Origin of the sequence: Flavobacterium sp. (genome assembly GCF_043778725.1) — a bacterium.
GTDB lineage: Bacteria > Bacteroidota > Bacteroidia > Flavobacteriales > Flavobacteriaceae > Flavobacterium.
The window spans coordinates 1-13,237 of sequence record NZ_JAYWFT010000082.1; the positions used below are offsets into that span (position 1 = coordinate 1).

10 protein-coding genes are annotated in these 13,237 nt (G+C 31.6%); 2 read left to right on the plus strand and 8 right to left on the minus strand.

Going from position 1 to position 13,237, the window contains the following annotated elements:
* The 7 genes from ACH2CG_RS07260 to ACH2CG_RS07290 all read right to left on the minus strand — a co-directional run.
* On the minus strand, positions 1-386 hold a 386-nt coding region (locus ACH2CG_RS07260; protein ID WP_395063678.1), incomplete at its 3' end, for a DUF6588 family protein.
* A 34-nt stretch (positions 387-420) separates the two neighbouring features.
* Positions 421-2,361 (minus strand): DNA topoisomerase (ATP-hydrolyzing) subunit B, encoded by a 1,941-nt coding sequence (gene gyrB / locus ACH2CG_RS07265; protein WP_395063680.1) that lies wholly within the window; start codon positions 2,359-2,361, stop codon positions 421-423.
* Between the two features lie 489 nt (positions 2,362-2,850).
* On the minus strand, positions 2,851-4,467 hold the full coding sequence (asnB, locus tag ACH2CG_RS07270; protein WP_395063682.1) for an asparagine synthase B: 1,617 nt from the start codon (positions 4,465-4,467) through the stop codon (positions 2,851-2,853).
* 188 nt (positions 4,468-4,655) lie between these two features.
* The gene (locus tag ACH2CG_RS07275) at positions 4,656-5,108 is read right to left on the minus strand and encodes a hypothetical protein (RefSeq protein WP_395063684.1); all 453 of its coding nucleotides are present in this window, start codon (positions 5,106-5,108) and stop codon (positions 4,656-4,658) included.
* A 108-nt stretch (positions 5,109-5,216) separates the two neighbouring features.
* Positions 5,217-7,022 (minus strand): TonB-dependent receptor, encoded by a 1,806-nt coding sequence (locus tag ACH2CG_RS07280; protein WP_395063686.1) that lies wholly within the window; start codon positions 7,020-7,022, stop codon positions 5,217-5,219.
* 6 nt (positions 7,023-7,028) lie between these two features.
* Positions 7,029-7,388: a four helix bundle protein gene (locus ACH2CG_RS07285; protein WP_395063688.1), complete on the minus strand. Its 360-nt coding sequence runs from the start codon at positions 7,386-7,388 to the stop codon at positions 7,029-7,031.
* A gap of 55 nt (positions 7,389-7,443) precedes the next feature.
* Positions 7,444-10,458 carry a tetratricopeptide repeat protein gene (locus ACH2CG_RS07290; RefSeq protein WP_395063695.1) on the minus strand — a complete coding sequence of 1,005 codons (3,015 nt, stop codon included), beginning with the start codon at positions 10,456-10,458 and terminating at the stop codon, positions 7,444-7,446.
* 215 nt (positions 10,459-10,673) lie between these two features.
* On the opposite strand from ACH2CG_RS07290, the gene ACH2CG_RS07295 reads away from it, so the two are divergent.
* Positions 10,674-11,357: a cell division ATP-binding protein FtsE gene (locus ACH2CG_RS07295; RefSeq protein ID WP_395063690.1), complete on the plus strand. Its 684-nt coding sequence runs from the start codon at positions 10,674-10,676 to the stop codon at positions 11,355-11,357.
* On the opposite strand, the gene ACH2CG_RS07300 is transcribed toward ACH2CG_RS07295, so the two are convergent.
* Complete coding sequence (locus ACH2CG_RS07300) at positions 11,326-12,567, minus strand: hypothetical protein (protein WP_395063692.1); 1,242 nt, start codon at positions 12,565-12,567, stop codon at positions 11,326-11,328. The genes ACH2CG_RS07295 and ACH2CG_RS07300 overlap by 32 nt on opposite strands.
* A gap of 47 nt (positions 12,568-12,614) precedes the next feature.
* Between ACH2CG_RS07300 and ACH2CG_RS07305 the strand changes: the two genes are divergently transcribed.
* Entirely contained in the window at positions 12,615-13,181 is a 567-nt protein-coding gene (locus ACH2CG_RS07305) for a glycosyltransferase family 2 protein (protein WP_395063693.1), read from the plus strand.
* Positions 13,182-13,237: the final 56 nt, after the last annotated feature.

The following is a 13,237-nucleotide window of genomic DNA, read 5'->3' on the forward strand; positions in this document are numbered from 1 at the left end:
GGTGCTTTAATTTTAATTTCATTTCCTTCGATAGAACCAACCAAATAATTACCTGAATATCCTCCTAATGTGGTTGGAACTGTTGCTGACGAAATTGGCTCTGAATTAGAATTTTGAATAGTAAAAAAAGAAAAATCTGAATTTTTAATTTCGAATGTTCTGTCTCTATTTGGCACAAAAAAAACATTGCCATGAATACTTAATGTAACATCGTAAAGCTTTCTTTTTTTAGGAGATGTCATCCAAGCAGAAGAAGATTGATAAACCGCTGCATCAGTAGCTGGCGTTATATATTTATCTGAATAATAAATTGCATCCTCAAGAAAATGACCAATTTGTTCTATAGATTGAGGAGATTGAGAAAAGGATTTGCCTGAAAAAATCAAACAAATCCCTATTAATATGTATTTAAAAAAACGATTATGCATCGATGTTAGCATATACCGCATTCTTCTCTATAAATTCTCTTCTTGGTGGAACTTCATCTCCCATTAGCATTGAGAAAACTCTATCTGCTTCAGCAAGACTATCTATTGTTACTTTTCTTAAAGTTCTAAAAGACGGATCCATTGTAGTTTCCCACAACTGTTCTGCATTCATTTCTCCAAGACCTTTATATCGTTGAATTCCTGCGCTTCCACCCATTCTTTCGTTAGCTAGATCACGTTGATCATCGTTCCAAGCGTATTCTTTTTTGTTTCCTTTTTTAACCAAATATAATGGTGGTGCTGCTATATAAACGTGTCCGCCTTCTATTAATTCTCTCATAAATCTAAAGAAGAATGTAAGAATAAGAGTTGAGATGTGACTTCCATCGACATCGGCATCACACATAATAATTACTTTATGGTATCTTAATTTTTCTAGGTTTAAAGCTTTAGAGTCTTCTTCTGTACCGATTGTTACACCAAGTGCAGTAAAGATGTTTCTAATCTCTTCGTTTTCAAAAACCTTGTGGTGCATCGCTTTTTCAACATTCAAGATTTTACCTCTTAATGGCAAAATGGCTTGAAATTGTCTGTCGCGTCCTTGCTTTGCTGTTCCTCCAGCCGAATCTCCTTCGACAAGATATACTTCGCATTTTGCTGGATCTTGTTCTGAACAATCTGATAGTTTTCCTGGTAAACCTCCACCGCCAAGTACCGTTTTACGTTGTACCATTTCACGTGCTTTTTTAGCAGCGTGACGTGCTTGTGCAGCAAGAATTACTTTTTGAACAATGATTTTGGCATCGTTAGGATTTTCTTCAAGGTAATTTTCTAGCATTTCAGAAACTGCCTGAGAAACAGGAGAAACTACTTCTCTATTTCCTAATTTAGTTTTAGTTTGTCCTTCAAATTGTGGTTCTTGAACTTTTACCGAAATAATAGCTGTTAAACCCTCACGAAAGTCATCACCAGTGATTTCAAATTTTAATTTTTCTAGTAATCCAGAAGCATCTGCATATTTCTTTAAAGTACGCGTTAAACCCATACGGAAACCTTGCAAGTGCGTTCCTCCTTCGTGTGTGTTGATATTATTTACGTAAGAGAAAATATTTTCTGAATAACTGGTGTTGTAAATTAAAGCAACTTCTACAGGAATTTCTCCTTTTTCGTGCTCCATGCTTATAACATGAGAAATTATTGATTCACGACCTTTGTCTAGGAAGCGAACAAATTCTTTTAAACCTTCTTCTGAGTGAAAAATTTCTGAAGCAAATTCTCCTTTGTCATTTACATCTCTTTTGTCTGTAAGTGTAATTGTAATTCCTTTGTTAAGAAAAGACAACTCACGCATACGAGCTGCAATGGTATCGTAAGAGTATTCAATTGTTTGTGTGAAAATGGTTTTATCAGGATGAAAAGTAACCATTGTTCCGCGTTTAGTTGTTTCACCAACTTGTTTCACAGGATACATTGCTTTTCCTTTTTCATATTCTTGTTCATAGATTTTTCCATCTCTAAAAACTGTTGCTTTTAGATGATCAGAAAGTGCATTAACACAAGAAACCCCAACACCGTGAAGTCCTCCAGAAACTTTATATGAATCTTTGTCGAATTTTCCTCCAGCACCAATTTTGGTCATTACTACTTCTAGTGCAGAAACGCCTTCTTTTTTGTGCATATCCACTGGAATTCCACGTCCGTTGTCTTCTACAGAAACTGAATTATCTTCGTTTATAAATACTGCAATAGTATCACAATGTCCTGCTAATGCCTCATCGATTGAGTTATCAACTACTTCATAAACTAAATGGTGTAAACCTCTAACGCCTGTATCGCCAATGTACATTGATGGTCGCATTCTTACGTGCTCCATTCCTTCTAATGCTTGAATACTATCGGCTGAATAACTATTTTTTTTAATCTCGTCGCTCATATTAAATTGTATCGTAAGTATGAATTTTGTCTAACACGCAAATATATAAAAGTAAAGATGATTTTAAAGTGTTTTAAGCGGTTTTGAATGGTAAGTTATCAACATTTTACTCTTAATAATTTTTATTGCGTTTAAAACAAAAAAAATGCTGCCTTGATTATTCTAACGTCTATTTATACAAATGCTATATTCTTTTTTTGGGAAAAACATATTTAAGAAATTAGACAATTTGTGCAGGAAGATAAAAAAGTAGCTTACAGATTTTACCAAAATTAAATTTTGAAATTTTCATTACCGATAAGCTTAGCCCAGATTGCAACGGCATCCTTTTTTTATTGTTTGGCATTTTTCTTGCCAAGCAATAAAAAAAGATAGAGTGGAAAGCTGGAAATAGCTCCTTAAAAAAAACTTGATGTAACAAAAAACGCTCACCATTGCTGATGAACGTTTTTAAACAAACAAACTAAACTTCAATATATAATCTCTCGACTATGCTGTAATGGTTGACTTTGCAATTTCGGTATCGGCTTGCACGTGTGCTGCATTTGCTCTTCCTGATGGATCTTGATTTTCTTGCCATTTTGGTATCCATTTTCTAACGGTTTGTGCCGCGCTTACTTGTGGATAATATTTATGGAAAATAGTTCTATAAAAATAGGCTTCTTTGGTTGTTGGAGCGTTGTAAGGAAAAGTAATTGCTGCTTTTTCTAGTTGCTCATCTGTTACTTGTGCCGCACAATATTCTATTAATTGATCGATCCAGTTGTACCCAACTCCGTCTGAAAATTGTTCTTTTTGACGCCACAAAACTTCGTCTGGAAGGTAGGGATTGTCTGGTGTGTCAAATGCTTTTCTAAGGATATATTTTTCTTTTCCGTCGTAGGTTTTTGGTTGCTTTTCTTCGCCTTTTATTAGCATAGAAACATCTAAAAACGCTTTGTCTAAAAACGGAACTCTAGCTTCTAGTCCGTGAGCCATTGTTGATTTGTCGGCACGAAGTAAATCGGCAGTAAATAACTTTTGAACTCTCTCGATAGTTTCTTTGGTAAAATCTTCTGTTGATGGTGCATTTCTAAAGTACAAATAGCCACCAAAAATTTCGTCTGCTCCTTCGCCAGAAAGCACTACTTTTATTCCCATATCTGTAATTGCTTTAGACAAGAAATACATTGGTGTGCTTGCTCTTACAGAGGTTACATCATAGGTTTCAAGATGCCAGATTAATCTATCTAGAATTTCGATTCCTTGCTCGATAGTAAAGTGAACTTCGTGGTGTTTTGTGCCTAAAAATTCGGCTACTTTTCGAGCGGCTTTTGCGTCTGGTGCATCGGCATCAAGACCAATTGAAAATGAATGTAACTCTTTTCCTTTTTCTTTCAATAAACGCGCTGCAATTGAAGATGTTAATGACGAATCTAATCCGCCTGAAAGTAATACTCCAATGGGCACATCGCTCATTAATCGTTTGCGAGTTGCTTCTGTTAAAGCTTCTCTTATAGCAACTAAATCTAGTTCTTTATCACATTTTGTATAATCTTCGTATTCTGGTTTGTAGTATTTTACAAATCCAGTTTCTGCTGTATAGTAATGTCCTGGAGGAAAAGTTGAAAATGTTTTACATTGATCGGCAATTGGTTTCATTTCGGAAGCAAAATAAACCCTTCCTCTTTCATCCATTCCGTAATATAATGGCTTCACTCCTAGCGGATCACGACCAGCAATATAGTTGTCACCATTGATTACTACAAAAGCAAAATCACCGTCTAACATATCAACAAAATCGTTACCGAATTTTTCGTAAAGATGCACAATTACTTCAGAGTCGGATTTTGTTCTAAAAGTATGATCTTTTAAAATTCCTTCTCTCAATTCTTGGTGGTTGTAGATTTCTCCGTTGTGAATCATCCATGCAGAAGAAGTTCCTTGAATAGGTTGTCTGCCCGAATGTAAATCGATAATTGATAAACGCTCATGACTTAATATATGTCCGTTTTCGGTTATATGGGTATCACTTTCGTCTGGACCACGATGTGACATTCTTTTAGAAAGTTGTTTTACTAATTGTTCGTCTTTTCCTTTTCCTATAATTGCTAAAATTCCGCACATAATCTTATTCTTTAATGTTATTCGTTTGATGAAGCAAATTTGCGGTATTACTTCTAATATCAAAACTAAAAAACAACAATTAGTTATAATTTATAACCAAAAATAGAAATAAAAGATTTATTTGTAAGTATAATGGTTTAGATTTATGGCTTTGGGTTATAGAATGTTATTTAGAACTAAAATTTTCTTTATTGGATGGATTGAATTACATACTTAGATGCATTAATCTCAAACGAAAATCCAACTTCATTTCCCATTAATTTACTTCCAAGTGGAGATTGAGGAGAAACGGCAATTATGGTTTTGTCATCAACAGTGATTTTTGGTAAAGCTGCGCTTATAAAAAGTAACATACCATTGGCTTGAACTAAACTTCCAAGTGCAATTCTAGTATGATTTGAATTGGCATCAATTTTATCAATAATAACTTTTTGACTTAAAATTTCTTTCAGTTTGTGATTGAGTTTTTCTTGCTCGATATGCATCATTGACAAAGCTGTTTCGTGCTTATCGCCAGCCGAACCTTTGGCATCGTTTTGTGCATCTTCTGTCAAAGCAGAAATCATGTCGCGAAAAACATCGATTCTGTCTTGTAGAAGTTCGTTGTAGCGTTGTAATATTTGGCTTTTTAAATTTGACATTTTAGATTTTTAGATTATTGGATTTTTTGAAGTTTTAAATTTAACTAAAAAGACTTTTTAGAATGATACATCTAAAAAGTCTAACTAGTATATAAGTATTGAAAATGTCTAAAAATCAAATTTATAATTTGCTCCAACCAATCCTTGAACGCCTTGCACTGGATAATTTACCCATTTTTGATAGTTTTGATTGGCTAAATTATTACCTTTTAGGAAGAACGTTAAACGATCGCTGTATTTAAAACCTACATGCGCGTTTAAGTCAAAATAACTGTCTAATGTTGTTGTTTCTGTTGCAAATGTTGGTGGAAAAATGGCTAATGCAGTTGGAACAAATGTTATGTCCTTGCGCTCTCCAACAAAGAACACATTTAATCCTGCATACCATTTAGATGTAATATTAAAGTCTAAATTAGAACTAATTTTTAATGATGGTAAATTCCATGCTTCTGCTTGAGTATCGGTAGTGTAACTGCTAAAAGTTCCGCTAATTCCGAAAGATACATTTTTAGAAAAATCGGCTTTCAATTCTCCAAAGAAACTCACTGTTTTTACATCGTCATAAACTACGTCAAACGAATTTCCATTGGCATATCCTTCTTTATTTGTGTTATAATAAGAGAATGTATTTCTTAAAAATAATGCTTTAGAACCTTCATTCATGTACGAGCCACGAATGTTATAACCAATAGTATTGGCTAATTTACCTTTTAATCCAACATAAATATCATAGCGTTGATCGGTTGGTGCAATGGCTAAAGTTGGTGAAACAAAGAAATTTTCTTGTGCAAACTCTTGATAAGAATTTTGTTTCAATCCGCCTTCTGCTCCAGCATAAGCAATCATTAAATCACCAACAACTTTGTAAGATGCTGTGATGTTAGGATAAATAAAAAATTTATTTTTTCCAGATTCTGTTGCCATACTATAGAAAAAACCTGCTCCAAAATTTACCGATAAATCTTCTTTATTGATTTGAAAACTTGGCTTCACTCCTACATTTGTAAATCCGTATTTTATTTCTGGTCCGTTAAAATAATCTTTAGAAAATTTTCCGTTGACGTAATCAAATACAAAGTCGGCTTTGATTTTTTCATCCATAAAATCGAATGCCAACGATGGTTTTGCAACCAAACGATTTTCACCCGAAGAAAACGCATCCGAAAAACGATTGAATTTTATAGTGGCTTCTTTAAAAACACTTTCGCCCAAAGTCAATCTTCCGCCAAGCGAAATGTTTTGGTAAGTTTGTTTTGGATTTATGCTATTTAAAAATACATCTTTATCAGCAGGAATCAGACTTTCATACAAAATTGGGTTCAATCCATACCAATTATATAGTTGACGTTGGTAACCCAAATCGGCATTCCAAGAAAGGTTTTTAGATCGGCTTCCGTAAGTTAAATCAAGTCCAGTATTTGAGAAATTGTCGTCTAGCTCTACATCTTTTATTCCGCCTTGAGACGAAAGATGGCGAAGCATTGCGCCAACATAATCGCCACTTTCTAATGTTTGCGTTACAAACAATTCGGCATTAATATTCCCGTAATTTCCAGCAGCTAAAGTGGCATAATTACTAAATAATTTTTCTTGTTTTTCTTTATCAACACCAGCAGCTTTACCTTTGGATGGCGTAAAAGTTGATGCCACAGGAAAAGAGAAAATATTATAAAGAATATTCTCTTTTTTAGAAGTATCATCGTCTTCTAATGATGGTGTTTCTTTTACTTTAAAGGCATCAGAAATTGTTGGCGTATATGGTTTTACAACATTTACAACTTCGGTTCCTATGTCGCCATCTTTCTTTTGAGCAAAAGTAATTTGAGTTCCTAAAATGAGACAAATAGATAATAGACGAATAGATAATGGACTTTCGAATGTTGTGAATTGAGATATATTTTTTATAAAATTCATTATATTTTAATTTAAAGTATTTTGAAATGACATTGTTGCTTTTTGAAATTCTTCTAATTTAAGTTCAATATTATTGGTACTATCATCAGAAATAAAATTGTAACCATTGGCTAATAATTGTGTTTGAAGTTCAAAGGATGAACCTAATGCAATATCTAAAAAATGACTAAACGATTTATTTGTTCTACTCGATCCTTCGGCAATATTTGACGGCATGGAAACTGAGCATCTGTTCATCTGACTTGTTAATCCATACTTTTCAGAACTTGGAAAATTTGATGTTAATTCAAAGATTATTTTAGCCAATTCCATTGACATTTGCCAAATTTTTAGTTTTTTAAAATTATGTCTTTTAAAGTCACTCATAGTTATTCATCTATTATCTATTCATCTATTATCTATTCATCTATTATCTAGTAATCTATTTCACAATTGACGAATTCGTTTTACTTTCTTCCGATTTTATAGTTTCTAATTGTGTTTTTGCTTCTTGAACAACATCTGCGAAATCACTGAAATTATCGATAACGCTATCTAAAATAGATGTCGCCTGGAAACTATCTTTCATTCCATAATAGTTTTTAGCCATCACTACCAAACCTTTAGCAGCAAAATATTTGTAACCCGAATAATCTTTAGCCAACTTCTGAACTACTTTATTAGAATCTTCAAACTTGCCGTCTTTATTTTTGAAATAAGCATCATAATAAAGTGCTTCGGCTGCTAATTCTCCTTTGGCTATTTTTAATAAATTGGCGTAAGCTGTTCTTGCTTTTGCTTCGTCATTGGCTTTTATTGCAGAACGTGCAACGATAATTTGCGCATCACTTTTTACTTTATTATCAGTTTTTGGATTTGCCAATACTTTGTCAGCATAAACCACCGAATTTGGATAGTCCTTTTGAGCATAATAAGCACGCATTAAATTGGCTTGCGCAAAAGTCACATTCTGAGGAAAATCTGCTTCTGTTTCTAAACGTTTTAAAACTGGAATTGCTTTGGTAAAATCGTCTTTTTTCAAATAAATTTCACACAAACGCGCTAATGATTGCTCGGTATATTCACTTTTAGATTGAGCAATAACATATTCATAATTGGCTACAGAATTAGCTTCCAATCCGTCCGCATAATACGATTGCGCTAAGTAGAAATTGGCTTTCAATGCATGAATTCCTTTTGGAAACTTCGCCACATAACTGCTTAAAGTTGCTATTGCTTGTTTTGTGTTATTTTGTAAATATTGTTTTTCTGCTGCTTCATAAGTGTCATTATCTAATTCTGTATCAGAAACTTCTACAAAATCTAACGTTCTTACCCAAGTTGCATATTCATCTACTTTTCCGTTATCTACATAAATTAATCTTGCTGTTGAAACTGCTTCCAAAGCTTCTGGCGTTCTTGGATAATCTGCAGCTACTTTTTTAAATTTAGCAATCGCTTGATCGTCTTTGTTGGCATTGTAATAAATTAATCCCTGACGCAAAACCGCTTTTGCAGCATAAGAACCATTTTTAAATTCACTCAACAATTGATCGTAGGTTTTAATTGCTAAATCTGTTTTATTGTCGGCAACATAAGTATTTCCTAGTTCAAACAAAGCATCATCACGATATTGCGACGATTTAAATGTTTGCAAAAACTTATTGAAATCTTCAATTTTTTTATCGTTTTTACTTACAAATCCATAAGAAATTGCTTTTTGAAATGCGGCGTAATCAGCATCAACACTTTTCAATTCTATAGCTTTATTGTAAGCATCCATTGCTGGCCAATATTTGGAAGTAACAAAACGACTGTCACCCAATCTCAAATAAGAATCATTCAAGCGAATTTTATCGTCTTTGGCAACATCAATAAAACTTTGAAAATAATTTCCTGCTTGATCGTATTCTTTTTGTTTAAAATAACAATAAGCGATATTGTAATTGATGTTTTTAAATTCAGGTGTATTTTTAGCTTCCGACATTCCTTCAAATTGCTTAAAACTTAGCAATGCTTCATTAAAATTGTCCAAAGTAAATTCGGTTTCTGCTTTCCAAAAAGTTGCTCTTGCAGAGAATCTTGCGTCTTTTTGTTCCTTAATCGATTTAAGAAACATTTTTTGTGCTTCTTGATAATTTCCGTCAGTATATAATTCTAAACCTCTATAAAATGTAACTTTTTGGTAAGCTAATCTGTTTTCTGGATTTTTATTTTTTTCTAATAAGGTTAATGCTTCTTTGTAATTTTTAGAAGTGATATAAGAATTAATCAACAAACTTTCGATTTCATTTTTGCTTGGAGATGTTGGATATTTTGCTATAAAAGCAGACAAAACATCGGGAACAGATTGGTATGAATTTCCAATTTCATAACTCAATTTGGCATAATTTAAATTGGCATCTTCTTGAATTTTCTTATCAAAATCCATTTCAGAAGCAATTTTAAAAGCGTTTAATGCTTGTTGCTTTTTATCGGTTTTCATATAACTTTCACCCAAATGATAATAAGCATTTTGAGCTACAAAGTCTTTACCATCAATAATTTTATTGAATTGTGAAATAGCATTTTCATAATCTTTTTGCTGATAATAGGTATATCCTAATTGATAGAAATCGGTATTGCTCCATTTTCCTTTTTTACCGTTGTAGGCTTTCAAATATGGCAATGCGTCGTCATATTTTTTTAAATTGAAGTAACTTTCACCGATAATTTTATTCAATTCTGATTTTTCAATTGCAGATGATTTTGCCATTGCAACTTTACCTAAATCGATGGCTTTTTGAAAATTCCCTAATTTGAAATTCATGTCCGCCTGAAAATAAGACAGCTTTTCTTTGTATTTTTCTACGTCCGATATTTGTTCAAATTGCTTGTTGGCTTCTACATAATTATCATCTTCATAATTCATAAATCCAAGATAATATTTGGCTTGCGAACCATATTCTTTAGAATTTTGAACTTTATTAAAATATACTGTAGCTTGTTTTTTATTTTGTGCAGTAAAATAGGAATAGCCTTTTTGAAAATTAAAATTGTCCAATTCATCATACGTCAATGCACTTTCATCAACCTTGTCAAAATATTGGAGCGCTTGCGGATAATTTCCGTTTTCAAAATAATAGGCTGCTACACCCATAAATGCTTGATTTTGTTTGGTAGAAGTTGGATAATCTGCTACAAAATTTTCCATTAATTTATCGGCACCAGATTGGTTTAAGCGAATAGCACAATTGGCAATATAGTAGGCACAATCGGCTTGTACTTCTTGTTCTTTATTGGTTTGTTGCACTTTTTCGAACAGGATTTGGGCTGCTAGATATTGTTTATCTGTATATAATTCGGTTGCTCTGTCAAATTGTGAAAGTTGACTGGTATAAATTGCCGATTGCTGAGCCGAAACTGTAGCGGAAGCAACCAATAAATTAAATTGTATAAAAGCTTTTATTTTACGCATTGCATTGTGTTTTTTATAATCATTCAAAATTATCATTCTACTATGGTATAACGAGAGAAGGTTTGGTTTTATTATAAACATTTTTCTTAACAATTATAAAAGTTGCGCGTTTCGAGTTTTGGGTTGCATGTTTTGGTGAAAAATCAAACTAATAGAAAATTTATTTTGAAAACCTACGTTATCTTAGTACTTTTACACAATAAACAAATTTTCTCATGTCTCAATTGGTACTTTCTTTAAAAAACGTTACAATTTATCAAGAAAACAAGGTGATTTTATCGCAAGTAAATCTTGATGTAAATCACGGTGAATTCATTTATATCATTGGTAAAACAGGTTCGGGAAAAAGTAGTTTTATGAAAACTTTGTATGGTGACTTACCTTTAACAGAAGGCGAAGGCCATATTGTAGAGTTTGATTTGGCAACTTTACAAGAGAAAGAAATTCCATACTTGAGACGAAAAATTGGTATTGTATTTCAGGATTTTCAATTATTACCCGACAGAACAGTTGCTGCCAACATGCTTTTTGTGTTAAAAGCGACAGGATGGACGGATGAAACAGAGATGCAAAATAAAATTGATGAAGTCTTAGACAAAGTAGGCATGAAAGGATTTGCCAATCAAATGCCACACCAACTTTCTGGTGGAGAACAACAACGTGTAGCTATTGCAAGAGCGTTGCTTAATGATCCCGAATTTATTCTTGCTGATGAACCTACAGGAAATCTTGATCCACAAACAAGTGCCGAAGTTCTAGAAGTATTAAAAACCATCAATGCCAATGGTAAAACAGTAATAATGGCTACACATGATTATGCTTTATTGATGAAATTCCCATCTAAAACATTAAAATGTGAAAATGGTGCTATTTTTGAAGTGGTTCAGAGAAGCGTTTAGTTTTATCTGAAATAAATTTGGTAATTAAAATTAAAAGTAATGGAAAAAAAGCAATGTGAAACCTATCGCATTGAAGGCATGACATTGCCGAAATAAAGAAAATATATAAGATAAATACTGAAATTACAGTGAAATATTTTTCTTTTCTAACTTTTATCAAATAATAAAAAGACAACACGACGGCAAGAAATGTAAAGAGTATATTTTGAAGTTTAGAGATAGCTTTGAAAGAATAATAAAATAAATCAAAATACATTGTTTCCTTTTTATTTTTAGTTTGACTAACAATGTAACTTCCTTTAGTAGAATTGGAATAAATACAAAATAAATAAGCTTTTAAAAGATTAAATTTATTGTTAATAATTTGATTCTTTAAATCTTCTTCAGCAATTTTTTTTATCTCATGGCTTGACTTTTGTCTTATACTTTTTGCTCTTTCATTAGTGCCTGGATTGAATTCGATATTTTTTTTATAGCAATTAGCTTTTGTCCCAAGATAATTGTAATAAGTAATTGAACCTATGTAACTCAAAGTATAATCACCATGACTTTTCTTTAAAGAATTCATTTGAAAAAAAACTAAAAAAAAGGAAAATAAAATTACCCATGAGTACTTATTAATAAATATTAACTTAATATTTCTAATATAAAAAATTAATAAAACAACAACTAATCCAATAGAAATAGGTTTTATTAAAGAATTTAATGCTAAAAATGCTATTGATAATGTGATATAATAATATCTCCCAGAATCATAAAATTGTAGTAATAGATATATTGAAATTAGTATTAAAAAAATAAAAATTGATTCAGATAAAAAATTAAAAGCAATAGCTAAATTTCCAATACAAAAGACAAAAAATAAGGAAAAAACAAAAGCAACTTTTCTATTTATTTTTTTTGAAATGATTTTAAATAATAAAAGGACTGTAAAAATCCATGAGCAAAAATTAAGAAAAAAACCCCATTTAATAACGTTTAAAATTGAAAAACCAAATAAAAATGGCAAACCATGAATAGCAGAAATCAATAATGGTCTTGAACTATCTACTTTAAAATCATAATAAAGTGATTTTGCTGAATAAAGATAACTACCATCATCACCATAAACAGAAAAATATGGAGTTAACTGAATAGTATATGAAAAAAATATAATCCAAGAAATTGCAATTATAGATAATAAATATTCATATTTTAATTTTGAAATCATATTTTTGCTTTATTCCGACAAATATATTACAAAACTTATAAAATAAAATGAAGAAATTATCTATAATCATACCTGTATTTAATGAAGAAAAAACAGTTCATTTGATATTAGATAAAATCAAACAAATAACCCTTCCACAAGAAATTGAAAAAGAAATTATTATTGTAAACGATTGTTCAACTGATGCAACAAAATCTACAATTGAAAAATACATACTTGAAAATCTTGAATTTAAAATACAACTTCTAAATCACGAAAAAAATCAAGGAAAAGGAGCTGCACTTCATACAGGAATTGCGAATGCTACAGGAGAATACACAATTATTCAAGATGCAGATTTAGAATATAATCCTCAAGAATATATAGTGCTTTTACAACCTGTTCTTGATGGCTTTGCCGATGTTGTTTATGGCTCAAGATTTATGGGTGGTAATGCACACAGAGTTTTGTTTTTTTGGCATACCATAGGAAATAAATTTTTAACATTTCTGTCAAATTTATTCACCAATTTAAATTTAACAGATATGGAAACTTGTTATAAATTATTCAATACAAGCATTTTACAATCAATTAAATTAAAAGAAAATCCGCATGTGTATAAAAAAGGAAATTAAAATTTAAAAAAGCTGTACCGAACAATACAATAAATAGCATGAATTCCATCTTTCCA

What these genes read in the sequence shown, in the direction of transcription:
- ACH2CG_RS07295 (WP_395063690.1), top strand. Translation starts at nt 10,674, where the DNA reads ATGTCTCAATTGGTACTTTCTTTAAAAAACGTTACAATTTATCAAGAA.
- gyrB (WP_395063680.1), bottom strand. Translation starts at nt 2,361, where the DNA reads ATGAGCGACGAGATTAAAAAAAATAGTTATTCAGCCGATAGTATTCAA.
- ACH2CG_RS07280 (WP_395063686.1), bottom strand. Translation starts at nt 7,022, where the DNA reads ATGAATTTTATAAAAAATATATCTCAATTCACAACATTCGAAAGTCCA.
- ACH2CG_RS07300 (WP_395063692.1), bottom strand. Translation starts at nt 12,567, where the DNA reads ATGATTTCAAAATTAAAATATGAATATTTATTATCTATAATTGCAATT.
- ACH2CG_RS07305 (WP_395063693.1), top strand. Translation starts at nt 12,615, where the DNA reads ATGAAGAAATTATCTATAATCATACCTGTATTTAATGAAGAAAAAACA.
- asnB (WP_395063682.1), bottom strand. Translation starts at nt 4,467, where the DNA reads ATGTGCGGAATTTTAGCAATTATAGGAAAAGGAAAAGACGAACAATTA.
- ACH2CG_RS07275 (WP_395063684.1), bottom strand. Translation starts at nt 5,108, where the DNA reads ATGTCAAATTTAAAAAGCCAAATATTACAACGCTACAACGAACTTCTA.
- ACH2CG_RS07290 (WP_395063695.1), bottom strand. Translation starts at nt 10,458, where the DNA reads ATGCGTAAAATAAAAGCTTTTATACAATTTAATTTATTGGTTGCTTCC.
- ACH2CG_RS07285 (WP_395063688.1), bottom strand. Translation starts at nt 7,388, where the DNA reads ATGAGTGACTTTAAAAGACATAATTTTAAAAAACTAAAAATTTGGCAA.